Genomic DNA, 13,519 nt, shown 5'->3' with positions numbered 1-13,519 from the left:
TCAAAATACGGTGCGGATCAAGACAAAAGTACGCTTCCTTGCTGGATGTGCGGCCCTTGCGGTAAAAAACAAGGGCGATCAAGGACGGAATTGGTCGGAATCCAGCGGTTGCGCCGATACCATGCCGTCGGTGGGGTTTTTCAAACCACGGCCGAGCAGGAAAATCTCGGACGATTTGTCGCGGCTGGCTTTCGGCTTTTTCTGCACCACGGTTTTGAATTCCTGTCGAAACTTCAACACGATGTCGTTAAAACCCATGTCCTTAAAACATTTGACCAGCAAGGAACCGCTAGGTTTCAAATGCGCCTGCGAGAATTCTATTGCCAGATCGATCAGATGCTCCATGCGCGCGGCGTCGGCGCTGGCGATGCCGGACAGGTTGGGCGCCATATCCGATAACACAACGTCAACTTTACGGCCCTTGACCACGTCTTCGAGCTGCTGCAGCACGTCCGGCTCGCGGAAGTCGCCCTGGATGAAATGGAAGTCGGCGATCGGCTCCATCGGCAGCATGTCGAGGCCGATCAGGGTGCCGTTGATGCCGCCGCCATCCTTGCCGGCCAGCTTGCGGCGCACGTATTGGCCCCAGCTGCCGGGGGTGCAGCCGAGGTCGACGATGACCTGGTCGGGCTTGATCAGGTGCTCGTCCTCGTCGATCTCCTTGAGCTTGAAAGCGGCGCGGGCGCGGTAGCCCTCTTTTTGCGCTAATTTCACGTAAGGGTCGTTAATGTGGTCGTGCAACCAGTTTTTGTTTAATTTCTTCTTCTTCATTCGCGTAGAATACTGCCTTTAAGGGAACCACTAAAAATATATTATGCAAAAACTTACACCCGTTGAGCGCAGCGCCCTGCGCGCCGAAGCTCACGCGCTGAAGCCCATCGTTCTGATCGGCGAAGCGGGATTGACCGCCAACGTGCTCAAGGAAATCGCCCTGGGCCTGGATTCGCACGGCCTGATCAAGGTTCGCGTGTTCGGCGACGACCGCGAAGCCCGCGCCGCCATGTACGACACCATCTGCGAGCAACTGGACGCCGCGCCGGTGCAACACATCGGCAAGCTGCTGGTCCTGTACCGCCCGAAAGTGGAAACCACGAAGGAACGCTCGACGTCCGGCAAGGGCCTGCGCGAAGTAACCATCGTCAAGCCTAGCCCGAGCGGCACCAAACGTCCGTCCGTGACCAAGGTGCTGTTGAAAGGGAATGAACGCGTGACCCAGGGCGGCAACATCAAGCGCGCCAAGCCACAGCAGAAATCCTCGAAGAAGAGCGCTCTGGGTTCGAAATAAACCCGGGCATCGTCCTTTCCCCGGCGGGGAAAGGACGAAAACACGCAGTTACTGCTAATTTATTGCTTGATCACCAGCCACGCGGCCAGCAAACTCTGCACCAAAAACAGACCGCTGGAAATGCCGTGCAGGATGCCGAACTCGTTCTTGGCAGCCGACTCCATCACCCCGCCCGGCCCCGCCGCGGCACGCAGCGCCGCCATCATCGGCTGCAAACCGAAGTGCGACACCAGCGTACACCCCAGCATCACCAGGATCACCGCCATCAGGGTGCGGCGCGACTTGACCTCGGAGTTGCGGGCCGACCCGGCGAAAATCCCGGCCGTCTCCGTGCCCTTGCTCACCCACACCAGCACCAGCATGACCAGGGCGCAGGCGATCGACAGCCACGCGAGGTTGTGGAACAGGCTGGCGGCGATGGTGCCGGCCAGCACGCGGTCGGTCAAGGTGGCGAACAAGGTCGGGGCGGCCAGATAGCCGATCGCCCACAAACTGCCAGCCCACAAGGTCGCGACCAGCAAACGGATACGCGCAAGTAGCATCAGATGTAACGCACTTCCAGGATTTCGTATTCGCGCGGGCCCGACGGCGCCTGCACTTCCACCACGTCGCCGGCGGACTTGCCGATCAGCGCGCGGGCGATCGGCGAGGTCACCGACACTTTGCTCAATTTCAAATCCGCCTCGTCCAGGCCGACGATCTGGTAGGTCACTTTCGCGCCCGATTCCAGGTCTTCCAGGTCGACGGTCGACGCGAACACGACGCGGCCTTCGGCGTCCAAGGTGGTCGGATCGATGATCTGCGCGGCGCTCAGCTTACCTTCCAATTCCGCGATGCGGCCTTCGACGAACGCCTGGCGTTCCTTGGCGGCATCGTATTCGGCGTTTTCAGACAGGTCGCCATGCGAACGCGCTTCAGCAATCGCGTCGATCACGATACGGCGTTCTTTGGTCTTCAACTGGTGCAACTCTTCTTTCAAGAGCTCGGCGCCGTACTTGGTAAGTGGAACTGAAGTCATGTTGTTTATTTACTCTGGTTTTACAATGGAAAACCACAGAGGCCACGCCAACTGCAGCGCGAGCTCTGTGGTTCAAAAGTACTGCTAAGCCTTAGTGTAAGGTTTTATGCAGCCCTTGTAAATCGTACACTTGCAGTTCGTCCAAATGACGAATGCCCTCGACCGCCGCTTCGGCGCCGGCGATGGTGGTGTACGTCGTCACGCGCGAGGCCAGCGACGAGGTGCGGATCGCGCGCGAGTCGGTGATGGCGTTGCGCTTCTCTTCCACGGTGTTGATCACCAGGACGATCTCGTGGTTCTTGATCATGTCGACGATGTGCGGACGGCCCTCGACCACCTTGTTGACGGCGGTGACCGGAATGCCGGCCGCCGAGATCACGGCGGCGGTGCCCTTGGTGGCCACCAGCGAGAAGCCGATTTCCACCAGGTCGCGCGCCACTTTCACGGCGCGCGGCTTGTCGGACGATTTCACCGACAGGAACACCTTGCCCGACTTCGGCAGCTTGACGCCGGCGCCCATCTGCGACTTGACGAAGGCCTCGCCGAAGGTCTTACCGACGCCCATGACTTCACCGGTCGATTTCATCTCCGGTCCGAGGATGGTGTCGACGCCCGGGAATTTCACGAACGGGAACACGGCTTCCTTGACGCTGAAGTAAGGCGGCACGACTTCGGTCGTGATGCCCTGCTGCGCCAGCGTCTGGCCGACCATGCAGCGCGCCGCGATCTTGGCCAGTTGCAGGCCGGTCGCCTTCGACACGAACGGCACCGTGCGCGAGGCGCGCGGGTTCACTTCCAGCACGTAGACCACGTCCTTGCTGACGCCGTCGACTTCCTGCTTCTGGATCGCGAACTGCACGTTCATCAGGCCGACCACGTTCAGGCCCTTGGCCATCAGCGAGGTTTGACGCTTCAGTTCATCGATGGTGTCCTGCGCCAGCGAGTAAGGCGGCAGCGAGCACGCCGAGTCGCCCGAGTGGACGCCGGCTTGTTCGATGTGTTCCATCACGCCGCCGATGAAGGTGGTCTCGCCGTCGGAGATGCAATCGACGTCGCACTCGATGGCGTCGTTCAGGAAGCGGTCCAGCAGCACCGGCGAATCGTGCGATACCTTGACCGCTTCGCGCATGTAGCGTTCCAGGTCGCGCTGTTCGTGGACGATTTCCATCGCGCGTCCGCCCAGCACGTACGAAGGACGCACCACCAGCGGGTAGCCGATTTCCTGCGCCAGCGCCAAGGCGTCGGCCTCCGTGCGCGCGGTGCGGTTGGGCGGCTGGCGCAGATCCAGCTTTTGCAGCATCTTCTGGAAACGCTCGCGGTCTTCGGCGGCGTCGATCATGTCCGGCGAGGTGCCGACGATAGGCACGCCGTTCGCTTCCAGGTCCAGCGCCAGTTTCAACGGGGTCTGGCCGCCATACTGCACGATCACGCCGACCGGTTTTTCCAGATCGACGATTTCCAGCACGTCTTCCAGGGTCAGCGACTCGAAGTACAGGCGGTCGGAGGTATCGTAGTCGGTCGACACGGTCTCCGGATTGCAGTTGACCATGATGGTCTCGTAGCCGTCTTCGCGCATCGCCAGCGCCGCGTGGACGCAGCAGTAGTCGAACTCGATACCCTGGCCGATACGGTTCGGGCCACCGCCCAGCACCATGATCTTCTTCTTGTCGGTCGGGTTGGACTCGCACTCTTCATCGTAGGTCGAGTACATGTACGCGGTGTTGGTCGCGAATTCGGCCGCGCAGGTGTCGACGCGCTTGTACACCGGACGGATGTTCAGCTCGTGGCGACGGGCGCGCACGGCCTTGGCATCGGTCTGCAGCAGGAAGGCCAGACGGCGGTCCGAGAAGCCTTTTTGTTTCAGCTTGTACAGCACGGTCTTGTCCAGCTGTTCCAGCTTCTGCGTGTCCATCCACAGTTCCAGGTCGACGATCTCTTTAATCTGGATCAGGAACCATGGGTCGATCTTGGTCAGCTGGTGCACTTCTTCCAGGGTGAAGCCCTGGGCGAACGCATCGCCCACGTACCAGATACGCTCCGGACCCGGCTCGCCCAGTTCCTCTTCGATCTTCTCGCGGTCCTTGGTTTTCTCGTTCAGGCCATCGACGCCGACTTCCAGGCCGCGCAAGGCTTTCTGGAACGATTCCTGGAAAGTGCGGCCGATCGCCATCACCTCGCCGACGGATTTCATCTGCGTGGTCAGGTGGTGGTCGGCGGTCGGGAATTTCTCGAACGTGAAGCGCGGGATCTTGGTCACGACGTAGTCAATCGATGGTTCGAACGAGGCCGGGGTCGCGCCGCCGGTGATCTCGTTGCGCAGCTCGTCCAAGGTAAAGCCGACGGCCAGCTTGGCCGCCACTTTGGCGATCGGGAAGCCGGTGGCTTTCGACGCCAGCGCCGACGAACGCGATACGCGCGGATTCATTTCGATGACGATCATGCGGCCGTCGGCCGGGTTGATCGAGAACTGCACGTTCGAACCGCCGGTGTCGACGCCGATTTCACGCAGCACCGCCAGCGAGGCGTTGCGCATGATCTGGTATTCCTTGTCGGTCAGCGTCTGCGCCGGCGCCACGGTAATCGAATCGCCAGTGTGCACGCCCATCGGGTCCAGGTTTTCGATCGAGCAGATGATGATGCAGTTGTCCGCCTTGTCGCGCACGACTTCCATCTCGTACTCTTTCCAGCCCAGCAGCGATTCCTCGATCAACAGCTCGTTGGTCGGCGACGCTTCCAGGCCGCGTTTGCAGATCGCCTCGAATTCCTCTTCGTTGTAGGCGATGCCGCCGCCGCTGCCGCCCATCGTGAACGATGGACGGATGATGGTCGGGAAGCCGACTTCGCGCTGCACGGCCCACGCCTCGTCCAGCGAGTGCGCCACGCCCGAGCGTGCCGAACCCAAGCCGATCTTGGTCATCGCGTCCTTAAACTTGGAGCGGTCCTCGGCCTTGTCGATGGCTTCCGGCGTGGCGCCGATCAGCTCGACCTTGTACTTGTCCAGGATGCCGTGGCGATGCAGGTCCAGCGCGCAGTTCAGCGCGGTCTGGCCGCCCATGGTCGGCAGGATCGCGTCCGGCTTTTCCTTGGCGATGATCTTCTCGACAACTTGCCACGTGATCGGCTCGATGTAGGTCACATCGGCCATTTCGGGGTCGGTCATGATGGTCGCCGGATTGCTGTTGACCAGAATGACTTTGTAGCCTTCTTCGCGCAGGGCCTTGCAGGCCTGTGCGCCGGAATAATCGAACTCGCAAGCCTGGCCGATAATGATCGGACCAGCGCCAATAATCAGAATACTTTTAATGTCTGTACGTTTAGGCATCTTATTTTTTCTCCGTTGCTTCCATCATGCCGATGAAGCGGTCAAACAGGTAAGCGACGTCAGTCGGGCCGGGCGAAGCTTCAGGGTGGCCCTGGAAGCAGAACGCCGGTTTGTCGGTGCGGGCGAAGCCCTGCAGCGAGCCGTCGAACAACGAGCTATGGGTTACGCGGGTGTTGGCTGGCAGGGTCGCGGCGTCCACGGCGAAACCGTGGTTCTGCGAGGTGATCATCACCTTCTTGCTGTCCAGGTCCTGCACCGGGTGGTTGGCGCCGTGGTGGCCGAACTTCATCTTCAGCGTTTTCGCGCCGGAGGCCAACGCCATGATCTGGTGGCCGAGGCAGATGCCGAACACCGGGATGCCCTTGTCGATCAATTCCTTGGTGGCGGCGATCGCGTAATCGCATGGCTCGGGATCGCCGGGACCGTTCGACAGGAACACGCCGTCCGGATTGAGAGCCAGCGCGTCGGCGGCGGTGGCTTGCGCCGGCAGCACGGTCACTTTGCAGCCGCGTTCCACCAGCATGCGCAGGATGTTGCGCTTGACGCCGTAGTCGTAGGCGACCACGTGGAACTTGGCTTCGGCGACTTTACCGTAGCCTTCGCCCAGCTTCCATTCGGCTTCGGTGAACTCATAGGCGGTCTTGGTCGAGACGACTTTGGCCAGGTCCATGCCGGCCAGGCCCGGGAACGAACGGGCCAGTTCCAGTGCTTGCGCGGTGGATGGCTCGTTGCCCTGGGTGCCGACCAGGATGGCGCCGGACTGGGCGCCTTTTTCGCGCAGGATGCGGGTCAGCTTGCGGGTGTCGATACCGGCGATGGCGACGATGTTCTCGGCCTTCAGGTAATCGGCCAGCGACTGGGTGGAGCGGAAGTTCGACGCCATCAGCGGCAGGTCACGGATGATTAGGCCGGCCGCGTGGACTTTGGAGGACTCGACGTCTTCTGGATTGACGCCGGTGTTGCCGATGTGTGGATACGTCAGGGTGACGATCTGGCGGCAATAGCTGGGATCGGTCAGGATTTCCTGATAGCCGGTCATGGAGGTATTGAAAACGACTTCCCCGGTGGTATGGCCGGCGGCGCCGATTGAAAAACCTTTAAAAATGGTTCCGTCGGCGAGGGCCAGTATGGCTGGAACGGCGGGGCCAGAAAAAAATGGCGGCAAGGGTAACTCCTGATAAAGTTACCGTAGCTGCGCCACGTCAGACGACCGTCGTGTATCCCCCGCCGTCGCAGGCCGGGGTAGAAGGTCAGATTGAATATGGAGTGAGTGGTGGTCGGCTACGGTAGAGGTGAGATTGGCTAAACCTTTGAATTATAACCAAATCCCCCCTCCTTGGCAATGGAGGGGCGGCGAAACACAGGCAAAATTTTCCGACGCGACCACCGGATTTATTTCGTTGCAAGATCTGCTCGAACGGTTCACCGCGCGGCGGACGCCCTGCTCTTCCGTGCCGGCTGCAAAGGCCGGCCTTGCCTGCGCCCCACGTATTCGGCAATCGCAACGCTCAGCAATTGATTGATGCTGCATTCGTCGATCTCCGCCAGACGGGTGACGTCCTGATGCAGGCCGCCGGGAATGCGCAATGCGATACGTCCGCTGTAGACAGGCACTTCGACCGGCTGGGCAATCTCAAGGCCGCTCGCCACAGCCGCTTCGATCCATGAGGCTGCAGCTGCATCGAAGTTTCGCAAGGCATCCTCGGCTGTATCACCTTCAGCTATACATCCCGGGAACTCTTGGACGGTCACGGTGTAGCCGCCGTCCCCATCCGGAAGCAGGTTCCGGACATAAGGACGGGCCAGCACAGCACGGATTTCCTCATCACTAATATTCATCACCATTTCCTTGCATGTAGGCTTCCCACACGGACATATGTCGGCTCCTTTCCCCTGATGGACGCCGCCCGCCCTAGCTCTTGGGCAAGCCCGGCCAGAGTGCTCGCCTTGATGCCATTGGGCGAACGATTCAACTCCAACAATGTTCTCTTGATCTTGGAGAGACGGGTAGGCGTCATGGCATCGCAGCGATATCGCGGGCGATATCACATTATAGACATGCGGATTACATGCTGGCGCGATTCTCCAATAAAGAATGCCGCTTGGCCTTGAGCCAAACGGCATTCTTATACCGACGGGGCGCGAAGCCCGGAGCTTAGTTCAGCGCGGCGATGCCGGCCTTGGCGATCTGTGCGTCTTCCGCCGACTTGACGCCCGAGACGCCGACGGCGCCGATGATGTGGCCGTCCACGATGATCGGCACGCCGCCTTCGAGCATGCCGTCGGTCTGCGGCGCCGGCGCGCTCAGGAACGAGACGCGGCCGTTGTTAATCATGTCTTCATAAATCTTCGATTCGCGGCGGCCCAGCGCCGACACGCGCGCCTTGGCCGGGGCGATGTGCGACGACAGCGGCGCGGCGCCGTCCTGGCGTTGCAGCCACAGCAGGTGGCCGCCGTCGTCGACGATGGCGATCACGACCGCCCATTTGTTGGCGACAGCCTCGGCCTCGGCGGCGGCGGCGATTTTCTTGACGTCGGCAAGCGACAGATATGGTTTGGTTTGCATGGTTCTTCCTTATTGTTGCAGCGGTGATAATAGAGGATGCGGTAAAGCCTACGGCTTGCGCCGCGCGTCGAGTTTCTGTTTGATCTGCGGCATCGCCAGCGCGGCGGCCTGCTCGCCCGCCAGGATCGCCTGGTTGCGGCCGGCGAAGTCGTTGCCGGCCATTTTGCCCAGGCTCGGCGCGATGACGATGTCGGCGTCCTTCAATTCATACTGGTTGATGCGCTGGCCCATGATGCTGAAAGTCTGCATGATCACGTCCACCGAACTGACCGTCGCCTGCACGTCGGCCTGCGTGGAAATATTGACGGCGATGACGAAGTCCGCGCCCATGTCACGCGCGAAGCGCACCGGCACCGGCGCCACCAGCCCGCCGTCGACATACGAGCGGCCGGCTATCGCCACCGGCTGGAACACGCCGGGCACCGAGGACGACGCCCGCACCGCCATGCCGGTATTCCCGCGCTGGAAAAGAATCGGCTGGCCGGTCTTCAAATCCGTCGCCACGGCGCCGAAGGGCACCTTCAGCTTTTCCATCGGCTGGTTATTGACCGCCTTGTTGACGTAAGCCTGTAGCGCCTCGCCCTTCAACACGCCGGTGCTCTTACCGAACAGCGGCATGGCCCAGTCGGAGATCGCCGCTTCGTCCATGTCAAAGGCGAGTTTTTGCAGCTGGAAGCCGGTGTTCCCTGCCGCGTACAGCGCGCCCACCACGCTGCCGGCGCTGGTGCCGACCACGATATCCGGATAAATGCCCTGCGCCTCGAGCGCCTTGATCACGCCGATGTGGGCGAAGCCGCGCGCGGCGCCACCGCCCAGCGCCAGGCCGATCTTGATTTTGCGCGGCGGCAGCGGCTCCGGCACGGCGATCGGCTGGACCGGCGTTTCGACGACTGGAGCGGTTTTGCAACCGACGATGACGGTCGCGGCGAAGGTGGCTAAAGCGGCAAGGGTGAGACGGCGTAGTTGCATGTGTTGGTATAGTGGCTATAGTGGCTGATTTGGCGCAGCAGATTGTAACTGAATAGGCCCAACCGGCTCCAAACGCGCACGTATTTGAGTGAAATCCGCATGCGGATTGGTTGATAATCCAGCTACCCTCGTTTTGCAAGGCACTCCATGCTCCGCATCCTCGCCATCGCCCTCCTTTGCATCTCTGCCTGCGTCCACGGCGTCCTGCACGCGGCGGAATCGCGCGACCTGTCCGGCGAGTGGCGTTTCGCCATGGACCGCAACGACGAGGGCGTGAACCAGGCCTGGTTCACCCGCGACCTGAAGGATGGCATCGCCCTCCCCGGCATCCTGCAGGCGCAGGGCTACGGCGACGACATCACCGCCAAAACGCCGTGGGTACTGTCGCTGTACGATAAGAACTGGGACCAGCGCGAAGACTATAAAACCCACACCGCCGCCGGCAACGTCAAAGTCCCCTTCCTGTCGCAGCCACCCAAGCACTACCTCGGCGCCGCCTGGTACCAGCGCGACATCGACGTACCGGCCGCCTGGCGCGGCAAGCGCGTCGCCCTGTTCCTGGAGCGTCCGCGCTGGGGGTCGACGTTGTGGATCGACGACCGCAAAATCGGGAGCAATCTCAGTCTGGTGGCCGAACACGAATACGACCTGGGTTTGCTGGCGCCCGGACGGCACCGCGTCTCCATCCGCGTCGACAACCGCATGCTGATGGCCTACCGGCCCGACGCCCACAGCGTCTCCGACTCGCTCGGCATGAGCTGGAACGGCATCGTCGGCAAGATGGAATTGCGGGCCACCTCGCCGGTATGGCTGGACGACGCCCAGGTCTACCCGGACGTCAAGACTAAAACCGCACGCGTCAAAATCAGCATCGGCAATGCCGGTGCCCGCGCCGGCAACGGCACCGTCACGGCCAACGGCGTCGTCCACAAAGTCAAATGGAGCGCGCAAGGCGGCAGCGCCGAGATCAAGGTGCGCTTCGCGGCGAACACCCAGACGTGGGACGAATTCAATCCCGCGATGCAGAACATCCGCCTCCAGCTCAAAGGCGCCGGCGCCGCCGACACGCGCGACGTCAGCTTCGGCTTCGCGCAGATCGCCGCCAAGGGCAATCAGTTCCTGCTGAACGGCCGCACGCTGTTTTTGCGCGGCACCCACCACGGCGGCGACTTCCCGCTGACCGGCTATCCGCCGACCGACGTCGCCTACTGGCGCAAGATCATCCAGATCAACAAGGACTGGGGCATCAATCACATACGCTTCCACTCCTTCTGCCCGCCGGAGGCCGCGTTCCAGGCCGCAGATGAACTGGGCGTTTACCTGCAACCGGAACCGGGCATGTGGAACGAGGTTTCGCCAGGCACCGCGATGGACAAGATGCTGTACGAAGAGACCGAGCGCATGATCAAAGCCTACGGCAATCATCCGTCCTTCATCCTGCTCAGCCCCGCCAACGAACCGAAAGGCCGCTGGAAAGAAGCCTTCGACGCCTGGATCGCCCACTACCGCAAGGCCGATCCGCGCCGGCTCTACTCCAACGGCACCGGCCACACCGAGAAGGAAGTCCCCGGCCTGGCCGCCGGCACCGACTTCCTGGCTATGCAGCGCATCGGCCCCAAACCGCTGCGCGGCGACAAAGGCTGGTTCGGCCGCGACTACGGCGCCTCGCTGGCCGGCATCAACGTGCCGGTGGTGTCGCACGAAACGGGACAATGGGCGGCCTATCCCGACTACGACATCATCCGCAAATTCAGGGGCTATCTGCGTCCCGGGAACTACGAGATCTTCCGCGACTCGCTGGCCCGGCACGGCATGGCGGCGCGCGACAAGGACTTCGCGTGGGCCTCCGGTAAATTCCAGGTGCAAGCCTACAAGGAGGAGATCGAAGCGAACCTGCGCACGCCCGGCTTGATGGGCTATCAGCTGCTCGACCTGCACGACTATCTGGGCCAGGGCACGGCGCTGGTCGGCATCCTGGATACGTTCTGGGAGCCGAAAGGCTACGCGACCGCCGAGGAATTCCGGCGCTTCAACGGACAGACCGTACCGCTGGCGCGCTTGCTCAAGCGCACCTACCGCACCGACGAAACGCTGACGGCGGACGTGGAGATCGCCCACTTCGGCGCCGCCGCATTGGCCGACGCGCAGCCCTGGTGGAAGCTGATCGACGCCACGGGCCGCGTCGCCGCCAGTGGCGAATTCGCGCGCCGGACGATCGACATCGGCAAGAACATCCCGCTCGGGCAGATCCGGCTGGCCCTGAAGGACCTGGCGGCGCCGCAGGCGTACCGGCTGCAGGTGGGCGTCGGCGCCGGGGTCGAATCGCTGGCCGAAAATGACTGGAACATCTGGCTCTACCCATCAAAAATCATCACGCCGGAACCTGCCGACGTGCTGGTCACGCACAACTGGCCGGCCGCCGAGGCGGGCCTCGCGGCCGGCGGCAAGGTGCTGTTCCTGCCGCTGGCGCCGGATCTGGACTGGAGCGGTCCGCCGCTCGACAGCGTGCCGGTGTTCTGGAATCGCTTGATGAATCCAGCATGGAGCCGCACGCTCGGCGTCTGGATCGACAACAAGCACCCGGCGCTGACGCAATTCCCCACCGACCGTTTCAACGACTGGCAGTGGTCTGAGCTGATCAAGGGCGCGCGCACGGTCAATCTGGACAAGCTGCCGCCCGCGCTGCAACCGATCGTGCAGCCGGTCGACGACTGGAACCGCAACTTCAAACTGGGCCTGCTGCTGGAGGCGAAAGTCGGCGACGGCCGCCTGATGGTCGCCAGTCCGGACCTGGAAACCAATCTGGATCAGCGCATCGTCGCGCGCCAGTTGCGCAAATCGGTGCTCGACTACATGGCCAGCGACAGCTTCAATCCGCAGACAACCATCAGCGCCGCGGATTTCCGCAAGGCGCTGTTCGATACGCTGGTGATGAAGAAGCTGGCCGCCAAGGCCAGCGGCGGAAACAACCCGGCCTACGCCATTGACGGCGATCCGAATACCTTCTGGAGCGCCGGTACGCAGGCGGCGCCGCGCACGCCGCAGACGCTCACGCTGGAGTTCCCGGCGCCGGTGTCCTTTTCCGGCCTGCTGCTGATGCCGCGCCAGAATCACCGCGACCATGAAGGCGACGTGCGCGAGTACCTGATCGAGACCAGCGACGATGGCGACAACTGGAAAGAGCTCAAACGCGGCGCTCTGGTCTCCACCTACGATCAGCAGCGCATCGAATTCGGCAAGAACGTCAACGCGCGCCAGCTGCGCTTTACCGCGCTCGGTGGATTCGGCGGCGACAACACCGCCGCCATCGCCGAACTGGCGCTGCTCTACACCGGCGCGGCGCTGCCGGAAAACAGCGGCGGCGTGACATACCGGCGCGTGAAGTCGGCGTCGAGCGACATCGACGAGAACATCGCTCCGGCCACGGAAACACGTAGGGCGGAATAGGCGGGACGCCGTAATCCGCCATCGATAAGCCGTCGAAACGCACGCATTGGCGGATTACGCTTCGCTAATCCGCCCTACGTGTATCCCGTGGATTCAAGGGTTTAGGCACGCCTCGATCGACAACTCCAGCAGCGGGAAATGACCGGTCGGCAGCGTGTGCACGGCCGCCTGCGGGAACACCTCCTTCCAGATCGCACAGTCCAACACCGGATCGATCATCGGATCGAACTCGCCGAAAATCACCGACACCGGCCCCTGGTACGGGCTGCGCGCCGGCTCCGGGGCGCTGGCGGCGAAATCGTCCGACGTCGCCACCGACGACGGTCCGTCGAACACGCCCGGTTGCTGCAGCAGATAGGCGAACACCTGCGGCTCATCCCCCGAGTTCGGACCGAAGTACAGCGACGTCACATTCGGCAGCTGCCACAACGCGCCCATCACGTCCCAGAACCGCGCGCGGCCCGGGGCGGCCTCGTAGTCCGCCAGCGCCGCCACCAGCTTGCCGGCGTTGGCGTCTTGCGCGTGCAGCGCCAGGCCGTGGCGCGCCAGCCGCAGCGCGGCCTCCTCCGGATTGAAGGTCGGCGCCAGCAGCACGATGCGGGCGATCGATTCCGGCATCTGGCGCGCCAGATGCACCGCCAGATGCGCGCCGAAGGAGCTGGCCATGATCGTCATCGGCCCGCCCAGCATGTCGACGCTGAGCCGGAACTCGGCCAGGGTCGCGGCCAGCAGGTCCTGATACGGGCGCGTTGCGCAGGAGACGGCCGACGGCTGCTGCCACCAGTGCACGTTGTCGGCGTCCGGATAGCGCTGGCGCTCGAACGCCGTGCCGAGACCCGGCCCGCCATGCAAATAGAATATCGTCGGTGGCTGCACTCGGTGATCCTCCAGATTAGTTAGTTGGTATCCAAA

At 62.5% G+C, this 13,519-nt stretch carries 11 protein-coding genes; 2 read left to right on the top strand and 9 right to left on the bottom strand.

The window, feature by feature from the left end; translation table 11 throughout:
* Nucleotides 1–78: 78 nt before the first annotated feature.
* The gene (locus tag MRBLMU1_RS27260) at nucleotides 79–771 is read right to left on the bottom strand and encodes an RlmE family RNA methyltransferase (protein ID WP_363508506.1); all 693 of its coding nucleotides are present in this window, start codon (nucleotides 769–771) and stop codon (nucleotides 79–81) included.
* A 43-nt stretch (nucleotides 772–814) separates the two neighbouring features.
* On the opposite strand from MRBLMU1_RS27260, the gene MRBLMU1_RS27255 reads away from it, so the two are divergent.
* On the top strand, nucleotides 815–1,285 hold the full coding sequence (locus MRBLMU1_RS27255; protein WP_090320933.1) for a YhbY family RNA-binding protein: 471 nt from the start codon (nucleotides 815–817) through the stop codon (nucleotides 1,283–1,285).
* Nucleotides 1,286–1,344: 59 nt separating this feature from the next.
* On the opposite strand, the gene MRBLMU1_RS27250 is transcribed toward MRBLMU1_RS27255, so the two are convergent.
* The 7 genes from MRBLMU1_RS27250 to MRBLMU1_RS27220 all read right to left on the bottom strand — a co-directional run bounded on the left by MRBLMU1_RS27250 (nucleotide 1,345) and on the right by MRBLMU1_RS27220 (nucleotide 9,160).
* The gene (locus tag MRBLMU1_RS27250; RefSeq protein ID WP_363508502.1) at nucleotides 1,345–1,827 is read right to left on the bottom strand and encodes a DUF4149 domain-containing protein; all 483 of its coding nucleotides are present in this window, start codon (nucleotides 1,825–1,827) and stop codon (nucleotides 1,345–1,347) included.
* Entirely contained in the window at nucleotides 1,827–2,303 is a 477-nt protein-coding gene (greA, locus tag MRBLMU1_RS27245) for a transcription elongation factor GreA (RefSeq protein ID WP_090320927.1), read from the bottom strand. The genes MRBLMU1_RS27250 and greA overlap by 1 nt, the downstream gene beginning before the upstream one ends.
* Before the next feature lie 91 nt (nucleotides 2,304–2,394).
* A complete protein-coding gene (gene carB / locus MRBLMU1_RS27240; RefSeq protein ID WP_363508499.1) occupies nucleotides 2,395–5,625 on the bottom strand; it encodes a carbamoyl-phosphate synthase large subunit in 3,231 nt (1,076 codons plus the stop codon).
* Nucleotide 5,626: 1 nt separating this feature from the next.
* Nucleotides 5,627–6,790 carry a glutamine-hydrolyzing carbamoyl-phosphate synthase small subunit gene (gene carA, locus MRBLMU1_RS27235; protein WP_363508496.1) on the bottom strand — a complete coding sequence of 388 codons (1,164 nt, stop codon included), beginning with the start codon at nucleotides 6,788–6,790 and terminating at the stop codon, nucleotides 5,627–5,629.
* Between the two features lie 257 nt (nucleotides 6,791–7,047).
* Entirely contained in the window at nucleotides 7,048–7,464 is a 417-nt protein-coding gene (locus MRBLMU1_RS27230; RefSeq protein ID WP_363508493.1) for a type II toxin-antitoxin system HicB family antitoxin, read from the bottom strand.
* 316 nt (nucleotides 7,465–7,780) lie between these two features.
* A complete protein-coding gene (locus MRBLMU1_RS27225) occupies nucleotides 7,781–8,191 on the bottom strand; it encodes a GlcG/HbpS family heme-binding protein (RefSeq protein WP_315222433.1) in 411 nt (136 codons plus the stop codon).
* Nucleotides 8,192–8,239: 48 nt separating this feature from the next.
* Nucleotides 8,240–9,160 carry a patatin-like phospholipase family protein gene (locus MRBLMU1_RS27220; RefSeq protein WP_363508490.1) on the bottom strand — a complete coding sequence of 307 codons (921 nt, stop codon included), beginning with the start codon at nucleotides 9,158–9,160 and terminating at the stop codon, nucleotides 8,240–8,242.
* Nucleotides 9,161–9,307: 147 nt separating this feature from the next.
* On the opposite strand from MRBLMU1_RS27220, the gene MRBLMU1_RS27215 reads away from it, so the two are divergent.
* Nucleotides 9,308–12,607 carry a discoidin domain-containing protein gene (locus MRBLMU1_RS27215; protein ID WP_363508487.1) on the top strand — a complete coding sequence of 1,100 codons (3,300 nt, stop codon included), beginning with the start codon at nucleotides 9,308–9,310 and terminating at the stop codon, nucleotides 12,605–12,607.
* A 93-nt stretch (nucleotides 12,608–12,700) separates the two neighbouring features.
* Here the strand turns inward: MRBLMU1_RS27215 and MRBLMU1_RS27210 are convergent, their stop codons facing one another.
* Complete coding sequence (locus MRBLMU1_RS27210; RefSeq protein ID WP_363508485.1) at nucleotides 12,701–13,483, bottom strand: alpha/beta hydrolase; 783 nt, start codon at nucleotides 13,481–13,483, stop codon at nucleotides 12,701–12,703.
* Between the last annotated feature and the right edge of the window lie 36 nt (nucleotides 13,484–13,519).

This window comes from Burkholderia sp. LMU1-1-1.1, from assembly GCF_040675865.1.
GTDB lineage: Bacteria > Pseudomonadota > Gammaproteobacteria > Burkholderiales > Burkholderiaceae_D > Rugamonas.
This window is presented reverse-complemented; position numbering and strand designations above follow the sequence as displayed.

What these genes read in the sequence shown, in the direction of transcription:
- MRBLMU1_RS27220 (WP_363508490.1), bottom strand. Translation starts at nt 9,160, where the DNA reads ATGCAACTACGCCGTCTCACCCTTGCCGCTTTAGCCACCTTCGCCGCG.
- MRBLMU1_RS27230 (WP_363508493.1), bottom strand. Translation starts at nt 7,464, where the DNA reads ATGAATATTAGTGATGAGGAAATCCGTGCTGTGCTGGCCCGTCCTTAT.
- MRBLMU1_RS27250 (WP_363508502.1), bottom strand. Translation starts at nt 1,827, where the DNA reads ATGCTACTTGCGCGTATCCGTTTGCTGGTCGCGACCTTGTGGGCTGGC.
- greA (WP_090320927.1), bottom strand. Translation starts at nt 2,303, where the DNA reads ATGACTTCAGTTCCACTTACCAAGTACGGCGCCGAGCTCTTGAAAGAA.
- carB (WP_363508499.1), bottom strand. Translation starts at nt 5,625, where the DNA reads ATGCCTAAACGTACAGACATTAAAAGTATTCTGATTATTGGCGCTGGT.
- MRBLMU1_RS27260 (WP_363508506.1), bottom strand. Translation starts at nt 771, where the DNA reads ATGAAGAAGAAGAAATTAAACAAAAACTGGTTGCACGACCACATTAAC.
- MRBLMU1_RS27215 (WP_363508487.1), top strand. Translation starts at nt 9,308, where the DNA reads ATGCTCCGCATCCTCGCCATCGCCCTCCTTTGCATCTCTGCCTGCGTC.
- MRBLMU1_RS27225 (WP_315222433.1), bottom strand. Translation starts at nt 8,191, where the DNA reads ATGCAAACCAAACCATATCTGTCGCTTGCCGACGTCAAGAAAATCGCC.
- MRBLMU1_RS27255 (WP_090320933.1), top strand. Translation starts at nt 815, where the DNA reads ATGCAAAAACTTACACCCGTTGAGCGCAGCGCCCTGCGCGCCGAAGCT.